This is a genomic window from Microbacterium aoyamense (assembly GCF_023155855.1).
GTDB classification, from domain to species: Bacteria; Actinomycetota; Actinomycetes; order Actinomycetales; family Microbacteriaceae; genus Microbacterium; species Microbacterium aoyamense.
On the sequence record NZ_JAKNUT010000001.1, the window covers coordinates 967,125 to 986,388 of the forward strand.

The 19,264-nt window shown below is 69.0% G+C and carries 17 protein-coding genes; 11 read left to right on the forward strand and 6 right to left on the reverse strand.

The window, feature by feature from the left end; genetic code table 11:
* The first annotated feature begins 43 nt into the window (after positions 1–43).
* The 7 genes from MA876_RS05035 (at position 44) to MA876_RS05065 (ending at position 8,834) form a co-directional block, all read left to right on the forward strand.
* The gene (locus tag MA876_RS05035; protein ID WP_248146616.1) at positions 44–1,156 is read left to right on the forward strand and encodes a Gfo/Idh/MocA family protein; all 1,113 of its coding nucleotides are present in this window, start codon (positions 44–46) and stop codon (positions 1,154–1,156) included.
* Positions 1,132–2,160 (forward strand): sugar phosphate isomerase/epimerase family protein, encoded by a 1,029-nt coding sequence (locus MA876_RS05040; RefSeq protein ID WP_248146617.1) that lies wholly within the window; start codon positions 1,132–1,134, stop codon positions 2,158–2,160. Before MA876_RS05035 ends, MA876_RS05040 begins: the two co-directional genes overlap by 25 nt.
* 4 nt (positions 2,161–2,164) lie before the next feature.
* The gene (locus tag MA876_RS05045; RefSeq protein ID WP_248146618.1) at positions 2,165–3,310 is read left to right on the forward strand and encodes a serine hydrolase domain-containing protein; all 1,146 of its coding nucleotides are present in this window, start codon (positions 2,165–2,167) and stop codon (positions 3,308–3,310) included.
* A complete protein-coding gene (locus MA876_RS05050) occupies positions 3,307–5,307 on the forward strand; it encodes a nucleoside hydrolase (RefSeq protein WP_248146619.1) in 2,001 nt (666 codons plus the stop codon). Before MA876_RS05045 ends, MA876_RS05050 begins: the two co-directional genes overlap by 4 nt.
* Before the next feature lie 92 nt (positions 5,308–5,399).
* Positions 5,400–7,061: an amidase gene (locus MA876_RS05055; RefSeq protein WP_248146620.1), complete on the forward strand. Its 1,662-nt coding sequence runs from the start codon at positions 5,400–5,402 to the stop codon at positions 7,059–7,061.
* A complete protein-coding gene (locus tag MA876_RS05060; protein ID WP_248146621.1) occupies positions 7,058–7,942 on the forward strand; it encodes a PfkB family carbohydrate kinase in 885 nt (294 codons plus the stop codon). The genes MA876_RS05055 and MA876_RS05060 overlap by 4 nt, the downstream gene beginning before the upstream one ends.
* A gap of 1 nt (position 7,943) precedes the next feature.
* Entirely contained in the window at positions 7,944–8,834 is an 891-nt protein-coding gene (locus tag MA876_RS05065; RefSeq protein ID WP_248146622.1) for a ribokinase, read from the forward strand.
* Between the two features lie 68 nt (positions 8,835–8,902).
* Here the strand turns inward: MA876_RS05065 and MA876_RS05070 are convergent, their stop codons facing one another.
* From MA876_RS05070 to MA876_RS05095, 6 genes are all read right to left on the reverse strand, one after another.
* The gene (locus MA876_RS05070) at positions 8,903–11,131 is read right to left on the reverse strand and encodes an exo-beta-d-1,3/1,6-glucosidase (protein WP_248146624.1); all 2,229 of its coding nucleotides are present in this window, start codon (positions 11,129–11,131) and stop codon (positions 8,903–8,905) included.
* Positions 11,131–12,168 carry an ABC transporter permease gene (locus tag MA876_RS05075; protein WP_248146626.1) on the reverse strand — a complete coding sequence of 346 codons (1,038 nt, stop codon included), beginning with the start codon at positions 12,166–12,168 and terminating at the stop codon, positions 11,131–11,133. Before MA876_RS05075 ends, MA876_RS05070 begins: the two co-directional genes overlap by 1 nt.
* Positions 12,169–12,170: 2 nt before the next feature.
* The gene (locus MA876_RS05080; protein ID WP_248146628.1) at positions 12,171–13,250 is read right to left on the reverse strand and encodes an ABC transporter permease; all 1,080 of its coding nucleotides are present in this window, start codon (positions 13,248–13,250) and stop codon (positions 12,171–12,173) included.
* Positions 13,247–14,056 carry an ABC transporter ATP-binding protein gene (locus MA876_RS05085; protein WP_248146630.1) on the reverse strand — a complete coding sequence of 270 codons (810 nt, stop codon included), beginning with the start codon at positions 14,054–14,056 and terminating at the stop codon, positions 13,247–13,249. The genes MA876_RS05080 and MA876_RS05085 overlap by 4 nt, the downstream gene beginning before the upstream one ends.
* The gene (locus tag MA876_RS05090) at positions 14,053–14,877 is read right to left on the reverse strand and encodes an ABC transporter ATP-binding protein (protein WP_248146632.1); all 825 of its coding nucleotides are present in this window, start codon (positions 14,875–14,877) and stop codon (positions 14,053–14,055) included. The genes MA876_RS05085 and MA876_RS05090 overlap by 4 nt, the downstream gene beginning before the upstream one ends.
* Positions 14,878–14,954: 77 nt before the next feature.
* Positions 14,955–16,610, reverse strand: coding sequence for an ABC transporter substrate-binding protein (locus tag MA876_RS05095; protein WP_248146634.1), 1,656 nt, complete (start codon positions 16,608–16,610; stop codon positions 14,955–14,957).
* A 159-nt stretch (positions 16,611–16,769) separates the two neighbouring features.
* On the opposite strand from MA876_RS05095, the gene MA876_RS05100 reads away from it, so the two are divergent.
* The 4 genes from MA876_RS05100 to dcd are packed head-to-tail and all read left to right on the forward strand — an operon-like array spanning position 16,770 to position 19,264.
* Positions 16,770–17,438: a TetR/AcrR family transcriptional regulator gene (locus MA876_RS05100; protein WP_248146636.1), complete on the forward strand. Its 669-nt coding sequence runs from the start codon at positions 16,770–16,772 to the stop codon at positions 17,436–17,438.
* 9 nt (positions 17,439–17,447) lie between these two features.
* Positions 17,448–17,762: a hypothetical protein gene (locus tag MA876_RS05105; protein ID WP_248146638.1), complete on the forward strand. Its 315-nt coding sequence runs from the start codon at positions 17,448–17,450 to the stop codon at positions 17,760–17,762.
* Entirely contained in the window at positions 17,759–18,637 is an 879-nt protein-coding gene (locus tag MA876_RS05110) for a hypothetical protein (protein WP_248146640.1), read from the forward strand. Before MA876_RS05105 ends, MA876_RS05110 begins: the two co-directional genes overlap by 4 nt.
* Positions 18,638–18,658: 21 nt before the next feature.
* The gene (dcd, locus tag MA876_RS05115) at positions 18,659–19,264 is read left to right on the forward strand and encodes a dCTP deaminase (RefSeq protein WP_248146642.1); all 606 of its coding nucleotides are present in this window, start codon (positions 18,659–18,661) and stop codon (positions 19,262–19,264) included.

Here is a 19,264-nt window from a genome sequence, read left to right on the forward strand (position 1 = left end):
CGACGACGAGACGAGATGTGAACGAACGATGAGAGAACTAAAGGTGGCCTTGATCGGCGGCGGATTCATGGGCAAGGCGCACAGCCTCGCGATGACGGTCGCCCCGCAGCTGGAGAACATCGGCGCGACGATCACCAAGCAGGTGCTCGTCGAGGTCGACCCCGAACTCGCCCGCACCCTCGCCGACGATCTGGGGTATCGCTTCAGCGAGACCGACTGGCGTGCCGCCATCGTGCGCGAGGACGTCGACATCGTCGACATCTGCACCCCTCCCCAGCTCCACGAGGAGATCGCCCTCGCGGCGATCGCGGCCGGCAAGCACGTGTTCTGCGAGAAGCCGATCACCAACCTCAGTTCGGAGGCGTTCGCGATGCGCGATGCCGCCGAAGCTGCCGGGGTCATCACGCAGGTCGGATACAACTACCGCCACACCCCGGCGGTCACGTTCGCGAAGCAGCTGCTCGACCGCGGGGACTTCGGCGTCCCCCTGCAGTTCCGGGCAAGCTTCCTCCAGGACGGACTCTTCACCCTCGTCGCCGATCCCCACCGCTGGCGGGCGAGCCGCAAGACGGGTGGCTCGGGAATGGTCGGTGACATCGGGTCGCACATCATCGACAGCGCCGAATACCTCTTCGGGGACATCGTCCGCGTGGCCGCACGCGTGCGCACGAAGGCGCCCGACGCGGGCTGGATTCCCGAGGAAGACCGGATCGCGAACGATTCGCTCGAGGATGCCGGCGTGTGGATCGCGGAGTTCGCGAACGGGGCGATCGGCACCTTCGCCATCAACTCCTACGCCTCCGGGCGGAAGAACCGCTTCGCCTTCGAGTTCGACGCGTCCAAAGCGGCCGTCGAGTTCAACTGGAACGACCGCGAGGTATTCAAAGTGTCGTACGTCGGCGAGGAGAAGGACCACCTCGGCTTCCGCACGATCCACACCAATTCGGAGCATCCGGACTCCTTCTGGCGTCTCGCCGGTCTGGGTACGGGGTACACCGAGGTGTCGGCCATCCAGTTCCGCAAGTTCATCAAGGCGATCGTCGCGGGCCGACCCGCGGAGCCCGATTTCGGCGACGCCGCGCGCGTCCAGCAGATCGTGGAAGCCGTCGTCGAGGCCGCGGCGAGCGACTCATGGGTGGACGTGCCGCAGCGATGACGAACCCGAGCATCCCGAACATCCGATTCGGCACCAACCTCATCGGCTTCTTCGACGCCGCCTTCCTCGGGCATGCGCCCGGCGCGCCTCGGTCGGTATGGGTCAGCGGGTTCGAGGCGAACCCGCGCGACGCCTTCGACAAGATGCTCGACGGCGTGCGCGACGCCGGGTTGGAGGGTGTCGAACTCGCTCCGAACCCCGGTGGCTGGGAGCGAGCGCTGCAGGCGTACGGCAGTACCGCGGGCCTCAAGAAGGCGCTCGACGAGCGCGGGCTGGTATTGACCTCGAGCTATGCGCACGGCAAGCAGTTGATCGGTGCCGCCCTCGAGGACCCCGCCGCCGAGGCGATCGCCGACGACGCCTTCGAGCGCCACGCCCGCTTCCTCGCAGAGATGGGGGCCGACACCATCGTGTCGGGCAACCTCGCTCGCAGCCGCTTCGGCGACGCGAGCCCGGATGACACTGCCACCCCCGAAGACTTCGCGGCACCGGTCTTGCGAGAGGTGCACCAGCGCTTCGCCGACCAGCTCAACCGGCTGGGGGCGATCGTCGGCGCGCACGGCGTGAAGATCGCCATCCACACCGACGCCTATTCGATCTGCTCCCGCGAGGCCGACATCGCGACCCTCATGGCGCTGACGGATCCCGCGACGGTGCAGCTCTGCCCGGATGCGGGGCACATCGCGCTCGACGGGGGCGATCCGGTCGCGGTGCTCCGCCAGAACATCGACCGCGTGCCGACGATGCACTGGAAGGACTGCGCCGCGCCGTTGTCCGGCCACGTGCTGCGCGGCGACGGGCTCCAGCGCCACGACGTCATGCTGACGTACTTCCGCATCCTCGGATCCGGAACCGTGGACTGGCGGGGCTGGATGGAGGTGCTTCGCGAGCACGGCTGGCGCGGGTGGGCGAGCGAGGAGATCGACAACTCGCCCGACCCCGTGGGCGAGCTGCGTCAAGGGCTCGAGTACTTCCGGACCGAGCTCGCACCGATCTACAGCTGACACCATGAACCAGCCCGCTCCTGTGCAGATCATCGACGTGTCCGGCTTCGCGCGTGCGCCCTTCGAGCCGATCGTCGAGGCCTTCACCCGTGCCGTGGCCGCGCAGGGCGGCGGCGGGGCGGCGCTCGCCATCAGACACGACGGTGAACTCGTCGTCGACCTGGTGGCCGGCGATTATCGCGTCGACTCTCTGCAGTTGCTCTACTCGGTGTCCAAAGCCGTGACCGCGACCGCCGCGGCCATGCTCGCGGAAGCAGGAGAACTCGATCTCGACGCTCCTCTCGCGCAGTGGTGGCCGGAGATGGCCAAGTCCTCCACATCTTCGATCACGCCGCGGATGGTCCTGTCGCATACGTCCGGTTTGGCGTCGCTCGACCGCGAGCTCACCTACGCGCAGCTCTTGGCGCATGAGGACGACGAGGCGATCGGCGCGCAGGAGCCGTACTGGGAGCCGGGCACCGCGCTCGGGTACCACGCCTTCACGTTCGGCACGGTCATGAACGGACTCTTCCGACGTGCCCTCGGGACCTCGGTGGGCGAAGTCGTGGAACAGCGCATCGCGCGCCCGCACGGCCTCGATCTGTGGATCGGCACCCCGGATTCCGTCTTCGATCGGATCGAGCGGATCTCTTCGGGGCCCCGAGCCGTCAGCGCGTCTCGGGCGGCGTTCGGTGCGGCGAGCGATATCCCTCCCAGCAGCACCGCGCGCCTGGACCCGGCGCTGGACATCTACAACAGGACTTCGACGTACGCCGCCGAGATGCCGTCGCTCACGGCGGTCGGCGACGCACGATCACTCGCGGCCTTCTTCGCCGCGACCCTCGACGGCACGCTGCTGTCCGAATCCGCGCGCGACGAGATGGTCCGCCCGCGGGCGATCGGACCTGACCTCGTGCTGGGTATGCCCATGCACTACGGCAGCGGCATGCAGCTCCCGTTCCCCCAGCTTCCTCTCCTCGGGCCGCGGTCGTACGGACATGAGGGAGCGGGCGGATCCGTCGCGTTCGCGGATGCGGAGTTCGACCTGTCGGTGGCGTGGACCACGGACGTCTACCCGTCGATGGCCGGGGCGAGTCCTGCGTTCATCGCGCTGCTCCCGACGATCCGGCACTGCTTGACCACCGATACACGAGGGGAACCGAAAAGGTGACAGATCTGGAGTACGAGCTCGTCGAAGGCTGGGAGAAGGCGCCCGCGGGCATGCGACACGCAGATGTGAGCGGCGTCGTCGTGGGCGCGGACGACCGCGTCTACCTCCTGGCGCGACGCGATCCGGGGGTGCTCGTCTACGAGCGCGACGGGACGTTCGTGACGTCCTGGGGAGGCGACGTGCTCTCCGACAAGCCGCACGGGCTCACGATCGCGCCCGACGGGACCTTCTGGATCGTGGATGTCGCGACCCACGTCGTTCATCACTTCAGCGCCGACGGCGAGCTCCTCCTGACGATCGGCTCGAAGGGCGTGCCCTCCGAGACGGGCTACGACGGGACTTTGGACAGCATCGCCGGCGGCGGGCCGTTCCACCTTCCGACGAACATCGCGGTCGGGTCCAACGGAGATCTGTACGTGAGCGACGGATACGGGAATTCCCGCGTGCACCGCTTCAGCCCGGCGGGCGAGCTCATCCAGTCATGGGGGGAATCCGGATCCGGTCCCGGTCAGTTCCGTCTCGTCCACGGGGTGTGCGCGACCCCCGACGGCCGCATCATCGTCGCCGACGAGGAGAACGATCGGCTGCAATTCTTCACCCTCGACGGCGAGTACCTCACCGAGTGGCACGATGTGCAGCGCCCGACCAACATCGCGCTGGACTCGTCCGGTCGCGTCTTCGTGTCCGAGCTGTGGCGACGTCCCGGAGAGCGGTCGTGGCGGCTCGGCACGTCCGATGCCGACTTCCCCGGTCGCGTGTCGGTGTTCGCGCCCGACGGCACCCTGCTCGCCCGATGGGGAGGGAATCCCGATCGTACGGCCCCGGGCAACTTCATCGCGCCGCACGACATCGCGATCGACTCCCACGGCGACGTCTACGTCGCGGAAGTCACGTGGACGACCGCCGGCGCCCGCGGCGACGTCCCCGAGGACGCCCACACGATCCAGAAGTTCACACCACGTGCCTCTTCCATCGAGGCGCTCACCGCCAGCAACAAGAAGGAGAAACAAGTGACCACTCGACTCGTCCTCGACGTCGACACAGGAACCGACGACGCGGTGGCGATCATGCTCGCCGCGCTTCACCCCGAGCTCGACCTCATCGCCGTCACCTCGGTGAGCGGCAATGTCGACATCGATCACACGACGGAGAACTCCCTGCGCGTGCTCGATCACGTCGGCCGCAGTGATGTGCCCGTCTACCGGGGCGCCGAGCGTCCCATCGCCCGCCCCGATCAGCCGGTCGCCCGTGACATCCGCAAGGCGCGCTTCGAGGGCGGCATCAGCCCCGTGCACGGAGAGTACCTGCCGCTGCCCGAGGCGACCTCGAAGGCGCAGTCCAAGCGCGCCCCCGAAGCACTCCTCGACATCTTCTCCGACCCGGCGAACGAGGACGTCGTGCTCGTCGCCGTCGGGCCTCTGACGAACGTCGCGATGGCCCTGCAGCTGGATGCGAGCTTCGCCCAGAAGGTGAAGAAGCTCGTCATCATGGGCGGCGCGCACGACTGGCCGAACGTGACGCCGTCGGCGGAGTACAACTTCTGGGCCGATCCCGAGGCCGCGCAGCTGGTCCTCGCGAGCGGCATCGAGGAGATCGTCGTGGTCCCGCTCGACGCGACCCACCGCGCACTGGTCACTCTGGGCAGCTGCGCGACCATGCGGGCGTCGGGGACGCCGGCCGGCGTCGCGGCGGCGGAGATCATCGAGAAGCGCATCGTCGGCTACCGCACGGCGCAGCCCATCGACGACGACGCAGCGCCCGTCCACGACGCGCTGTGCATCGCCTACCTCGTCGACCCCTCGGTCATCTCGGGTGGCGAGTACTACGTCGACGTCGAGACGGTGGGCACGCTCACCGTCGGGCGGTCGGTCGTGGACATCCACAACCGCATCCACGAAGGGCGCCCGACCGGTCCCAAGCCCAACGCGTTCTTCGCGTTCGGCGCCGATGCGGTGAAGTTCAGCGAGATCCTCGTTTCGACGCTGTCGAAGTCCTGATCCCGTCGCATGCCCGCCGGGGCATGCTCCCGCTCCCGGCGGGCGCCTCGAATCGGGCGTCCGCCGGGCACCATCCTCGAGACTGGAGACAGATGATGGCGGACCTCCCGCTCACCCTCGCCGACGCGGCCGCCGGGCTTCGTTCCAGAGCGTTCAGCAGCGTCGAGCTCACGACGGCGCTGCGGGCGCGCGCCGATGAGTTCGACAGTGTGCTCGGCAGTTATGTCGCCCGCTTCGACGAGTCGGCGCTGCGAGCTGCCGCTCAGGCGGACGCGGACTTCGCGAGCGGCATCGATCGCGGGCCGCTGCAGGGCATACCGATCGGTGTGAAGGATCTCCTGGCTGCCTCCGAGGGGCCGACGACCGCCAACAGCATCGTCCTCGATCCCGCATGGGGTGCGGGCACGGACGCGCCCGTCGTCCGCCGGCTCCGACACGCGGGGGCGGTCCTCACGGGCAAGACCTCGACGTACGAGTTCGCGATGTCGCCGCCGCATCCCTCCAGTCCCTTCCCGACCGCCCGCAACCCCTGGGATCTGAGCCGCTCACCCGGCGGCTCGAGCTCCGGGAGCGCGAGTGGTGTCGCGGCGGGGTTCTTCCTCGCGGCGCTGGGCACCGACACGGGTGGAAGCATCCGCGGGCCGGCAGCATGGACGGGCATCACCGGGCTCAAGCCGACCTTCGGTCTCGTGCCGAAGTCGGGGTGCGTGCCGCTGGCGCAGAGCCTCGACCACGTCGGTCCGATGGCGCCCAGTGCGCAGGATTGCGCGCTCGTGCTCCAGGTGATCGCCGGGCATCACGCGAGCGACGAGTCGAGCGCGAGGCGGCCGGTGGATCGCTTCGCGGTCGATCCGCACCGCGACCTGACGGGAATGCGCATCGGCGTTGTCCGGGAGCATCACTTCCCCGAGAATTCCGATCCGGCGGCCGAGCCGGCGTATCGGGACGCTCTCGCCAGACTCGAGGAGCGGGGGGCTGTTCTGGTCGACGTCGCGCTCCCGCGCTACCGGGAGGCGGTCGCTTCGGTGTGGATCATGGTCTCGGGGGACGCCCTCGCGTACCACCTCGACGACCTTCGTAGCCGGTGGGACGACTTCCTCCCGACGACGCGCCTGAACGTCGCGACAGGAGCGCTGATCTCGGGCGCGGACATGGTCCAGGCGGCCCGCGCGCGTCGGATCGCCCAACTCGAGCTGGCAGACCTGTTCCGGCACGTCGACATCATCGCCACGCCGACGGCGACGATCCCGGCGGCGCCGCTCGCCGACCTCATGGTGCCCGGCATCGAGCGCGGCCTGGGCGGCGGTGTCTTCACCCCCTACTGGAACGCCGTCGGCGTTCCGACCATCGCGGTGCCGATGGGAGCGAACGCGGAAGGACTGCCGCTCTCGATCCAGCTCGCGGCACCGGCCTTCGCGGACCGACTCCTCCTCGACGTCGCCGCCGCCTACCAGCGCGACACCGACTGGCACCTGCGACGACCCGAGTTCGGCGACTCCGGCGTCGGCGCCTCCGGGCCGGCCCCGACGCGTGACCTCGCAGACCTCCAGCAGGTGCGGACGCTGCTCGCCGCGTCGGGGATCCATCCGCCGGAGGACGACATCGAGACTCTCGCGGACGCCTACGCCCCGCGGCGTGAGATGGTCGAGTGGCTCTATGCCCTTGCGGAGGCACGGTACGGCACCACTAGCCTGATCAACGAGGTCGCTCCCGAGCGTGTGTCGTGGTCCGATCCTGAAGGAGACGAGAGATGAGCCCGGCGCCCCGAGCGAGTCGCGAGCCCTCGCTCCAGGTGCTCGGTGAGATCAACGTCGACCTCGTGGCGCGTGTGGAGCGACCCCCACAGCCGGGGGAGATGGTCGTCGACGGGCAACTCACGCGCGTGCCGGGTGGAAAGGGCGCCAACCAGGCTGCCGTCGCCGCCCGTCTCGGCGCGAGGGTGCTGATGATCGGAGCGGTCGGCCGCGACGCGACCGGGATGGAGATGCGCCGTGCCCTCGAGCGCGACGGCGTCTCGACCGCGGCCGTGCAGGACACGTCCGAGGCGACGGGCACCGCGTTCATCATCGTCGACTCTGCCGGCGACTCGACGCTCGTCGTCAGTCGTGGCGCGAACGAGGCCATCGAAGCGGGGCGACTCTCGGTCGATCCGCACGCCGCGCTTCTCGCGCATCTCGACGTCGGTGCGTTCGTCGTGGAGCGCGCCGCCGCGCGCACCGACGGCCTCGTCGTGCTCGACTGCTCCACTCCGGCCGACATCTCCTCGGCGCTGCTGGACCGCGCGGATGTGATCGTCACCCGCACCTCGTGTCTCGAGCACCTGCCCATGGGCGACCGCGGCACCCTCGTCGCCGGCATCGTCGACGGTGGCGGCGCCGTGCTCCGCCGCGGCGAGAACGAGATCGCCCGCGTGGATGCCCGGGTGTTCGATGGGCCGAACCCCGTAGGAGCAAGGGATGCTTTCTCCGCCGCTCTCACGATCGGCTTCCTCCGTGGATGGAGCGAAGACGAGGTGCTGCACGCAGCATGCGCGGTGGCCGCGGCCGCGGTCGCCGACCGCGGCTCGCGTCCTCAACTGGATGGGCTCGACGCTTATCGGAGCGGGGTGGCGGCCATCGCCGACGGAGGCCGGTGACATGAGCTCGATCCTCGTCCTCGGCAGCGCCAACCTCGATCTCGTCGTGCGACAGCCGCGGATCGCCCGTCCGGGCGAGACCATGTTCGGCACCGCGTTCTCGACCGTGCCCGGAGGCAAGGGCCTCAATCAGGCAGTGGCCGCCGCCCGCGCCGGAGCCGACGTCGGCTTTCTCGGCGCCGTAGGCGATGACGAGTTCGGTCGCAGACTGCGGACCCAGCTCGAGACCGACGGCATCGACACGACCGGCCTCGCCACGGTCGACCAGCCCACGGGGACGGCGCACATCGCCGTCACCGACGACGGGGAGAACTCCATCGTCGTCGTGTCCGGGGCCAACCACGTGCAGGTCGCACTCGACGACACCATGCGCTCGGCGATCGAGGGGGCGCGAACGCTCGTCCTGCAGCTCGAGCGTCCCGTGTCGCTCGTCGCGGAGGCGCTCGCCTACGCGCAAGCGCACGGCGTGAGGACCGTGCTCACCCCCGCCCCGGTGGCACCTCTCCCGTCCGACCTCCTGGCTCTCGTCACCGTTCTCGTGCCCAACGCGCGGGAGGCATGCGAACTCGCCGGCGTGGACGACGAATTCGCGGCGGCGCGCATCCTCGGCGAGCAGGGCTCCACCGTGATCATCACGCGCGGATCCCGAGGTGTCCTCGTGCTCGAACCCGGCGGGGAACCGCGGGTTCTCCCCGCCGTCGTCGTCGAGCCGGTCGACACGACGGGTGCCGGCGACACCTTCACCGGCGCACTGTGCGCGTGGCTCGCGGAGGACGCCTCGCTCGACGATGCGATCCGTGCCGGTCAGGTCGCCGCGGCGATCTCTGTCACACGGCCGGGCGCGACCAGCGCGATGCCGGGCCGCAGCGAGATCCTCGCCGCCCTCGGCTGAGCGGCGTGGTCCGCTCGCGTCGCTGCCGTCGGCGCTCCCCGGGGGGTGGAGCGCCGACGACAGGCGGTTCAGGAGACGGTGAACGGGGCGGCGAGCAGAGCGCTTTCGCGTGAGGACGGGCCGACGAGCAGGGCGAACGCGCCGGGCTCGACGACGCGGTCGCCCGCGGCATCCACGATCGTGCACTCGGCGACCGGCAGCTCGAGCCGTACCCGCTCGGACGTGCCCGGGGCGAGGTCGATCTGGCGGAACGCCTTGAGCTCCCTGTCGGTCCAGCTCACCGACGTGATCTCGTCGCGCACGTAGACCTGCACCGTTTCGCGCACGGGGCGGTCCCCGGTGTTGGCGACGGTGACGCGGGCGACGAGGGTGCCGGATGCCGCGACCACAGGCTCCTCGAGGGTCAGGTCGCTGTACGACACGGTCGTGTACGACAGCCCCTCGCCGAACGCCCACGCAGGCGACTGCGTCAGGTCGGCGTAGCGGTCGCCGTGCTGCCCACGGATCTGGTTGTAGTACGTCGGCTGCTGCCCGACGTGGCGCGCGAACGAGATCGGCAGGCGCCCCGAGGGCTCGATCTCGCCCGCGATGAGCTCGGCGATCGCGAGACCGCCCTGCATGCCCGGGTTGGCGGCCCAGATGACGGCGGCGGCGTCCCTCACGGACGCCGGCAGCACGAGCGGTTTCGAGGCCATGAGCACGACGACGACGGGCGTGCCCGTCGCGATGACGGCATCCAGCAGCGCGTTCTGCGCGCCGAAGAGCTCGAGCGTCGCAGTCGAGCGGCCCTCGCCGAAGAGCCCCACGACGTCGCCCACGACGACGACCGCGACATCCGCCTCGGAAGCCGCGGACACCGCTTCGGAGATCAGCGACTCATCCGGCGCGACGGGCAGCACGACGGGCGGCCGGGGCTGGCCGTCGGGGAACGTGGCCCCGCGGGGGTCCTGCTCCATCGTGAGGATGTCGGCGCCGCGTGCGTAGGTGACGTGCCACGGCGCGACGGCGCGCAGACCGTCGAGCACGGTCGTGATCATCGCGCGGGGCTGACCGTCGATCCAGCCGGCCTGGCCCGAGCTGCCCGCCCAGTCGCCGAGCTGCTCCTGCGCGTCGTCGGCCAGCGGGCCGATCACCGCGACACGGCGCGACGGCGCGAGGGGCAGCGTGCCGTCATTCTCGAGCAGCACGAGCGAGCGGCGCGCGACCTCGAGGTTGAGCTCGGCGTGCGCCTCCTGGCCCACGATCGCCTCGAGCCCGTCGACGGGCAGGCGCGGGTTCTCGAACAGCCCGAGCTCGAACTTGAGTGTCAGGATGCGCGCGACCGCGCGGTCGAACGCGTTCTCGTCGAGCATCCCCTGACCCACAGCATCCAGAGCCCCTTCGAAAAACCCGGGCGTCGTCATGACCATGTCGTTGCCCGCCTGCACTGCGGCAGCCGCAGCGTGTGCGATGTCAGGCTGGATGCGCTGCTCCCAGACCATCCGGCCGACGTTGTCCCAGTCGGTGATGAGCGTGCCCGTGTAGCCCCACTCGCCGCGCAGCACGTCGGTCAGCAGCCAGTCGTTCAGGGTGATGGGCACACCGTCGGTCGTCTGGTATCCGAGCATGAACGTGCGGCAGCCCTCGCGCGCGACGCGCTCGAACGGCGGCAGGAACCACGACCGCAGCTTGCGGCGCGAGATGTCGGCCTCCGAGGCATCCCGCCCGCCCTGCGTCTCGGAATAGCCGGCGAAGTGCTTCGCGGTCGCGAGGATCGCGGTCGGGTCGTCGAGCCCTTCGCCCTGATAGCCGCGCACCATCGCCGAGGCGAGTTCGCCGATGAGGAACGGATCCTCGCCGAAGGTCTCGTTCACGCGGCCCCAGCGCAGGTCGCGGGCGATGCACAGGACGGGAGAGAAGGTCCAGTGGATGCCGGTGGCCGCGACCTCGACGGCGGTCGCGCGCGCGACCTGCTCGGTGAGCTCGGCGTTCCACATCGCCGCCATGCCGAGCTGCGTCGGGTAGATCGTCGCGCCGGGCCAGAAGGAGTGGCCGTGGATGCAGTCCTCTCCGACGAGGAGGGGGATCTGCAGGCGCGTCTGCGCCGTGAGCTCGTTCGCGCGGATGATCCGCTCGGGCGACGTGTGCAGGATCGAGCCGACGTGACGGCGCAGAACGTGGTCGTCGAGGTCGTCGCGCGCGTCGAGCTGCAGCATCTGCCCGATCTTCTCGTCGAGCGTCATGCGGCCGAGGAGGTCGGCGACACGCTCGGCGATCGTCAGGTCGGTGTTCAGATAGGGGAGGGTCTCGGTCTTCATCACTTTTCGTTCTGCGTGGTCGTGCGGACCACGGTCACGGTGTCGTTGACGTTGAGGCCCTTCTTCTTCATGGCGCGGGCTCGCTCGCCGGCGGACCGCAGGCGCGGGTTGACGTACTCGTCGATGCCGAAGTTGATGAGCGAGAGCGCGACGCCGATCGCGGCGATGCACAGGCCCGGAGGCAGGAACCACCACCACTGGCCCAGGCGGAACGCGCCCTGCGCGCTCGCCCAGTTGAGGATCGTGCCCCAGTTGTAGGTCGTGACGGGGATGACGCCGATGTACGACAGCGTCGTGAGCCCGATGATCGCCGCGGTCACGGTGCCGACGAAGCTCGCGGCGATGAGCGCCATGAGGTTCGGGAGCATCTCGACCGTGATGATGCGCCGGAGCGGCTCGCCGTTCGCCTTCGCGGCCTGCACGAAGTCGCGACTGCGCAGCGACATCGTCTGCGCGCGCAGGACGCGCGCACCCCATGCCCAGCCGATCAGGCCGAGCACGAGCGCGATCACCCACAGCGGCGGGTCCTCGAACATCGTCGCGACGATGATGATGAGCGGGATGCCGGGGATGACGAGGAACACGTTGGTGAGCGCCGATAGGCCCTCGCTGCGCCACCCGCGCAGGTAGCCCGACATCACGCCGATCACGATGGCGATGAGGGTCGCGATGATCGCGGCGAGGAAGCCGACGACGATGACGCCCCGCGTGCCGTGGATGACCTGGCTCAGAACGTCCTCGCCGATGTGGGTCGTGCCGAGCCAGTGCTCCGCCGAGGGCGGCTGGAATCGCGCGGTGTTGTCGACCTTGGTCGGCGAGTAGGGCGCGAGGACATCGGCGAAGATGGCCACGAGCACGAAGAAGCCGAGGATCGAGAGGCCTGCGATCGACTTGCCGTTCTTGAACATCGCGAACGAGGAGCTCAGCTTCGACCAGAAGGTCGGCTTCTTCGGCGGAGCGGACGGCGTGCGCACGGTCGCGGTCGCGGGGGTGTTGGCCGACCGCTTCGTGACACTGGTGTCGGTGATGGTGTCCATGCTCAGGCCTCCGTCTGGCGCGTGCGCGGGTCGAGGAATGCGTAGGCGACGTCGGCCAGCAGGTTGGCGACCAGCACCGAGATCGTGATGACGAGGAAGACGCCCTGCATGAGCGCGTAGTCCTTCGCATTGGTGGCGTCCAGCAGGAGCTTGCCGACCCCGGGGTAGCTGAAGACGACCTCCATCACGATCGTGCCGCCGACGATGAAGCCGAGCGCGAGCGCGAAGCTCTGGATCTGCGGAAGCACGGCGTTGCGGGCCGCGTACCGCCACAGCACCCGTCTGTTCGGCATGCCCTTGGCCTGCGCGACCATCACGTAGTCCTCATCGAGGACCGTGAGCATCATGTTGCGCATGCCCAGCATCCATCCGCCGAGCGACGCGATGACGATGGTCGCCGCCGGCAGGAAGCCGTGGTGCAGGACGTCGCCGATGAACTCGGCGGAGAACTCGGGTTTCACCCCGACGCCGTACGCCTTGCCGATCGGGAACCAGCCGAGTCCGACCGAGAAGATCGCGATGGCCATCAGGCCGAGCCAGAAGTACGGGATCGTCGAGAGGAACGTCGTGATCGGGATGAGGGCGTCCAGGCGGCTGCCGCGGCGCCAGCCGACGATCGCGCCGCCGATCGTGCCGATCGCGAACGCGACGAGGGTCGCGAAGCCGACGAGCAGCACGGTCCAGATGAGGGACTGGCCGATGACCTCGCTGACGGGCCGCATGCCGTTCAGCAGTGAGATGCCGAGGTCGCCGCGCAGCAGGTGGCCCCAGTACTCGATGTACTGCTGCCACAGGGACTTGTCGGTGTCGAGTCCGAGCAGGGCCCGCAAGGCCTCGGCCGCCTCGGGCGAGACGTTCCGGTTGCGCGCGAGGTAGGCATCCACCGCGTCGCCCTTCATGAGGCGCGGCAGGAAGAAGTTGATCGTGATCGCCGCCCACAGAGTGAACAGGTAGAACAGCGCCCGCCCGCCGAGGAACCGCCACGGGATGCGGGAGTGACCCTTCACGGCGCTCGTTGCCGTGGTTCCGGCCGCGATCGCGTCGAAGTCGGGGGTCGGGATCTGAGGGGCGACGGCGCTCACTTCTCACCTCCGAGAATGCCTGCTGCGTGCGCGAAGAAGGAGTCCGGATCGGGGGATGCCGCGCGCAGCTCCTGTGTGTACGGGTTCTGCGGACGCAGGATGACGTCGTCCGCCGGTCCGCGCTCGACGACTCGACCCTGGTTCAGGACGAGGATCTCGTCGCTGAAGTGCCGCGCGGTCGCGAGGTCGTGCGTGATGTAGAGCACGCCCAGGCCCTCTTCGCGCTGCAGGTCGGCGAGCAGGTTGAGCACGCCGAGCCGGATCGACACGTCGAGCATCGAGACCGGCTCGTCGGCGACGAGGATCTGCGGACGGGATGCCAGGGCCCGCGCGATCGCGACGCGCTGACGCTGACCACCCGAGAGCTCGTGCGGGCGGCGGTCGATGACCTTGTCGGCGTCGAGGCGCACGCGGTCGAGCAGGCGGCGCACTTCGTCGTCGAGCTGGTCCTTGGGCACGACCTTGTCGAGCTCGAGCGGGCGCTGCACGGCGTAGCGGATGGTGTGGTAGGGATTCAGCGACGCGAAGGGGTCCTGGAAGACCATCCGCAGTTGCTGACGGTACCGGCGCAGACCCTTGCCGCTCGTGGGGATCGGCGCGCCGTCGAGCCGCACCTCGCCGCTCGACGGCGTCTCGAGCTGCGTGAGGATTTTGGCGATGGTCGACTTGCCGCTGCCGGACTGGCCGACGAGGCCGATGGTCTGGCCCGACTGGAGCGTGAAGCTCACGTCGTCGAGGGCCTTGATCTGTCCGGCGCCGCGGACGGAGTAGATCTTGGTGACGGCGTCGAATTCGAGGACGGTCATCGGTGGACCACCCCCCTCTCTCCGGTGAGGCGTGGGAACGACGAGAGCAGGGTGCGCGTGTACTCGTCCTGCGGGTCGGTCCAGATCCGCTCCGCCGTGTCGAGCTCGACGATCTCGCCTTCGCGCATGATGGCGATGCGGTCGCTGATCTCGAGCAGGAGCGGCAGGTCGTGCGTGATGAAGATCACGGAGAAGCCGAACTCGTGGCGCAGGTGCGAGATCTGACGCAGGATCTCGCGCTGCACGAGGACGTCGAGGGCCGTCGTGGGCTCGTCCATCACCATGAGCTGCGGTCGCAGCGCGAGCGCCATCGCGATCATGACGCGCTGGCGCATGCCGCCGGACAGCTCGTGCGGGTACGAGCGATAGCGCTGCGCACCGACTTTGACGATCTCGAGCAGCTCGACGACCGCGGCGCGGCGCTCCTTGCGAGAGAGCTGAGGGCGGTGGACCTCGAAGACGTCCTCGAGCTGCGAGCCGATGGTGGCGACGGGATTGAGGGAGTTCATCGCACCCTGGAAGACCATCGAGATCTTGTCCCAGCGGAAGCGCTGCATCTCCTCGACGTCGAGGTTGTTGACGTCGATGTCGTCGCCGCTCGCGTCGTGGAAGAGGACCGAGCCGCTCGTGATGACGGCCGGGGGTTTGAGCAGACGCTGGACGCCGTAGGCGAGGGTGGTCTTGCCGCACCCGCTCTCGCCGGCGAGACCGAGGATCTCGCCGCGCTGGAGCTCGAGGGTGAGGTTCTTGACCGCCTGCACGGGGGGATCGACGTCGTAGACAACGGAGAAGTCGTGGACGGAGAGCAGGGGATCGCTCATCGCTTCGGGTTCGCTTTCGTGAGTGCTGACGTGGCAGGCGGGGCGGATGCTGTGGCATCCGCCCCGCCTGTGTCACATCATTCGGCGGGCTGCAGCTTGGTCAGAACCTGCACGATCGCCGGCTGCGTCGGGTCGGCCGAAGCGTACTGGTCGTCCTCCGACGGCCATCCGACGTAGTTGCGGGTGTTGAACTCGCCCAGGAGCGGGTGCGCGCCGAGCGGGATGACGGGCACGTTCTCGACGTACGCCTTCTCGATGACGGCGAGCGCGGCCTCACGGTCGGCGTCGGACGACGCGTTCGCGTACGTGTTCAGCGCCTCGGTGACCGCGGGGTCGTCGAAGCGGCCGAAGTTGAACGCGGCCTTTCCGTCGACGATCCACTTCGGGTCCATCGACGACGTGTACAGGCCGTACGCGTTGCCGGTGTCCTCGAGCCAGTGGATGATCGCCTGGAAGGTGCCCTCCTGACGTGCGGCGTCCCAGCCGCCCCAGTCGGGCTGGTCGACCTTGACGTCGATGCCGAGGCCCTCCTTGAGCTCCTCCGCGATGAGCGCCTGCTCGGTGTTCCAGTCGCTCCATCCGGCGGGGACGGAGATCGAGAACGTGACGGCCTCGCCGTCCGGGTCGACGAGCGCGTCGCCGTTCCACGTGTAGCCGGCGTCCGTGAGGATCTGGCGCGCCTTCTCGATGTCGACCGAGTACTCCTCGCCCTGGTACTCGGGGATGATCTCGCCCTCGAGCAGGTTGCCGAGACCCGTGACGCTCCAGATCGCCTCGCTCGCACCCTCGCGGGCGATGTCGACGTAGGCCTGGCGGTCGATCGTCCACGCGAGCGCCTCGCGCAGCGCGACGTTGTTGAACGGCTTGGTCTGCAGGTTCATGAACAGCGTGCCCGCGCCCGCGGTCGGCGAGGCGAGGAACTTGTTGTGCTCGGGGTCCGCCGAGAGGTAGCTGTCCTCGATCTGCGGGATGAACGCCTGCGCCCAGTCCGCCTCGCCCGTCGCGAGTGCGGTCGTGAGTGCCGCGTTGTCGCCGTACGAGACGTAGTGAAGCTCGGGAACCGCGAGCTCGCCGCCCCAGTAGTCGGGGTTCGCCGTCAGGGTGACCGACTCGGTCGTCCACGAGTCCATGACGTACGGACCGGTGCCCACGACCTGGCCCTCGCCCGTGATCGGGTCGGTGTTCGGGTCCGCGATGTCCTTCCAGATGTGCTCGGGCACGATCTGGAAGTGCAGCACGCGCGCCTGCTGCGTGTACTTCGAGTTGTTGAAGTCGAGCGTGACGGTGTCGCCGTCGACGCTCACGCTCTTCAGGTCGAAGGCGTTCGTGTCGTTCAGCTTGCCGTCGAGCACCTGCTGGAACGAGAAGGCGATGTCTTCTGCGGTGAAGTCCTCGCCGTCGCTCCAGGTGACGCCGCTGCGCGCCTTCGCGGTGAGCTGGGTGTAGTCGTCGTTCCAGGTGACCTCTTCGGCCAGCCAGGGTGTCGTGCCGAGGTCGCCGGTCGGGTTGAGGAGCGCCATCGACTCGAAGATGACCTTGCCGTAGCCGTACTTGGAGGCGGACGAGTCGCCGAGGTACGGGTTGTTCGACTCGGTCGAGATCGCGCCGTCGGGCTTGGCGATCGTCAGCGCCGCACCGTCGCTGGACGAGCTGTCGGTGCCGCCGCCGGCGCAGCCGGTGAGCACCAGCGCCGTGGCGATGCCTGCCGCGGCAAGGGAGGTTCTGAGCCTCATTGCTTCTCCTTCGTTGGGGGGTGTCAGCGCCGGCGAGCGCCCCGAAGGAGGTCCACGTCGACACTGAGGTGTGATTGCAACAGCTAACTTACGAGACAGTAAGTAGAATGGCAAGTGCGCTTGTGCGGAGCATCCATTCGCCGGGCAAAGAGGAGAACGATGACGTCCGACAAGCGACAAAGGCCGCGTTCCCGGCCGGGAACAGCGGTGCGCCGCCGAGAGATCTTGACCTCCGCGGTCGAGATCTTCGGCAGCAAGGGCTCGACCAACGGCACACTCTCAGAAGTCGCCGATCAGGTCGGGCTCACGCGCGCCGGTGTGCTGCACCATTTCGGCTCGAAGGAGAACCTGCTGCTCGAGGTCCTGGCCTTCCGTGATCGGTCGGACGTCGCCGATCTCGCCGAGCAGCACATCCCCGGGGGTCCCGAGCTGTTCCTGCACCTCGTGCGCACGGCGTTCGCGAACGCCCGTCGCCCGGGGATCGTGCAGGCGTTCACCGTCCTGTCGGCGGAGGCCGTCACCGAGGGCCACCCCGCACGGACCTTCTTCGACGATCGCTATTCGACGCTGCGTCGCGAGATCGGCGAAGCATTCCGGTCGCTGTGCGCGCAAGAGGGCGTCACCGAGTCCGAGACGGTGGATGCCGCATCCGCCGCGATCCTCGCGGTGATGGACGGCCTGCAGCTGCAGTGGCTGCTCGATTCCGACACGGTCGAGTTGGGTGAGGCATCCGAGTTCGCCATCCGGGCGATCGTCAACGCGGTTCTGGCGCCCGGACCCGAGCTGTCGACCTACGTCCGTGCACGGCCCGCCGGACCCCGAACGTAGACTCTTCGGGTGACTCCGGACGTACTCGTCGTTCCCCGTCGCGGTACGAGGATGTTCCGCGCATGGCTTCTGCGGGCGCTGGCGATCGGCATCCTTCCGCTGCTGTCGATCTCGATCGGCGTGCTGTCCGTCCTCGCGTTCTCGCAGAACCTGGGCGACGTGAGCGGGTGGCTGCTCGCAGGGCTCGTCGCCGTCGGCATCGCCGGGATCGTCGCGATGCTGGATGCGCGCACCCGCGTCGCCGGGATCTTCGCCGTCCTCACCACGATCCTGGTCAATCCGCTGACGGCCACACTCCTGCTTCTCCTGCTGGATCTCGCGTGACCGCGCCCGAGCCTGCAGAGGGTCGACCCGTACGGATTCCGCTCCGTCCGGCGACGATCCTCCTCGTCGCCCTGGTCGTCGTGGCGGTCTCCTTCTTCGTCGTCCTCACTCGCCTCCCGTGGATCGTCGGTCTGGTCCTCATGCTCGTCGCGGTCGTCGTGACGATCTGGGCGACGCTGAGCGCCGTCGTGCGTCGGAGCCTCTTCGTCGCGCCTCTCGCGGTCTGCCTCGTCGCCGTCGGCAATCCCGCGGTCCTCGCGGGAGCGGGGGCGTTCGTCGAGCGCAACGTCGGCGTCGTGACGGTCTCGTTCGACCGCGGTGTGGTCCCGTGGGCCCTCTACCCCGGCATCGCGGGGTGGGAGGCGCCGCAGGCCCCCGAGGTCGTCGACACACCGGCGCTCGCGCAGACCGTTCAGCGCGCACTGCGCTCGGCGGTCGGCGCGCTAAGCGCCGACTACGCCTACACGTGGCAGGTCGGTGACGGGCGGGTGGGTATCGCGCCCATCGCGAACGGCTTCGGCGGCGACTCGATGTTCCAGCGCATCGATGCCCCGCGGTGGACGACGTCGGACTTCGACGAGTCCGCCGAGCAGCGCGCAGCGATCGTGGCGGCCGCCGCCGCGTCGGCCGCAGAGCTCGGGTTGATGCAGGCCACGGAGGCCGCGGGCGACGTCGACACCGGCGACGGCACCCGGGAGTGGACCGACGAGGGCCAGACGTTCACGCTCACGCTCGAAGGTCAGCGCGTCGCGCTGAGCTACACAGGCGGGCCGTTCCTCGCGCCGCAGTCGCTGCCCGGCGAGTTCCAGCGTTCGATGCGCGCGTACGAGGCGCTCACGCTGCCCCCGCCGATCGTGACGCCGAATCTCCCCTGAGCCGTCGCTAGGCTGGGCGGCATGCTGCTCTCGGACCGCGACATCCGTCATGAGATCGGGGCGGGCCGTGTCGGCCTCGATCCGTGGGACCCGACGATGGTCCAGCCGTCGAGTGTGGACGTACGCCTCGATCGGTACTTCCGGCTCTTCGACAACCACAAGTACCCGTTCATCGACCCGGCCGAGGACCAGCCCGAGCTGACGCACCTCATCGAGACGGCGCCCGATGAGCCCTTCATCCTGCACCCGGGAGAGTTCGTGCTCGGCTCGACGTTCGAGCAGGTCACGCTCCCCGACGACATCGCGGCGCGGCTCGAGGGCAAGTCGTCGCTCGGACGCCTCGGACTCCTGACGCACTCGACGGCCGGCTTCATCGACCCGGGCTTCTCGGGCCACGTGACTCTCGAACTGTCGAACGTCGCGACGCTCCCGATCAAGCTGTGGCCGGGCATGAAGATCGGTCAGCTCTGCTTCTTCCGCCTGTCGTCGCCGGCCGAGAATCCCTACGGCTCCGGCCCGTACGGCAACCGGTATCAGGGTCAGCGCGGTCCGACGGCATCCCGCTCGTTCCAGAACTTCCTGCGCACCGACGTCGGCGAGACCGACGCGGGCTCGCGGGGCGCGTAG

What these genes read in the sequence shown, in the direction of transcription:
- MA876_RS05100 (WP_248146636.1), top strand. Translation starts at nt 16,770, where the DNA reads ATGACGTCCGACAAGCGACAAAGGCCGCGTTCCCGGCCGGGAACAGCG.
- MA876_RS05055 (WP_248146620.1), top strand. Translation starts at nt 5,400, where the DNA reads ATGATGGCGGACCTCCCGCTCACCCTCGCCGACGCGGCCGCCGGGCTT.
- MA876_RS05075 (WP_248146626.1), bottom strand. Translation starts at nt 12,168, where the DNA reads ATGGACACCATCACCGACACCAGTGTCACGAAGCGGTCGGCCAACACC.
- MA876_RS05095 (WP_248146634.1), bottom strand. Translation starts at nt 16,610, where the DNA reads ATGAGGCTCAGAACCTCCCTTGCCGCGGCAGGCATCGCCACGGCGCTG.
- MA876_RS05090 (WP_248146632.1), bottom strand. Translation starts at nt 14,877, where the DNA reads ATGAGCGATCCCCTGCTCTCCGTCCACGACTTCTCCGTTGTCTACGAC.
- MA876_RS05045 (WP_248146618.1), top strand. Translation starts at nt 2,165, where the DNA reads ATGAACCAGCCCGCTCCTGTGCAGATCATCGACGTGTCCGGCTTCGCG.
- MA876_RS05060 (WP_248146621.1), top strand. Translation starts at nt 7,058, where the DNA reads ATGAGCCCGGCGCCCCGAGCGAGTCGCGAGCCCTCGCTCCAGGTGCTC.
- MA876_RS05040 (WP_248146617.1), top strand. Translation starts at nt 1,132, where the DNA reads ATGGGTGGACGTGCCGCAGCGATGACGAACCCGAGCATCCCGAACATC.
- MA876_RS05085 (WP_248146630.1), bottom strand. Translation starts at nt 14,056, where the DNA reads ATGACCGTCCTCGAATTCGACGCCGTCACCAAGATCTACTCCGTCCGC.
- MA876_RS05065 (WP_248146622.1), top strand. Translation starts at nt 7,944, where the DNA reads ATGAGCTCGATCCTCGTCCTCGGCAGCGCCAACCTCGATCTCGTCGTG.
- dcd (WP_248146642.1), top strand. Translation starts at nt 18,659, where the DNA reads ATGCTGCTCTCGGACCGCGACATCCGTCATGAGATCGGGGCGGGCCGT.
- MA876_RS05070 (WP_248146624.1), bottom strand. Translation starts at nt 11,131, where the DNA reads ATGAAGACCGAGACCCTCCCCTATCTGAACACCGACCTGACGATCGCC.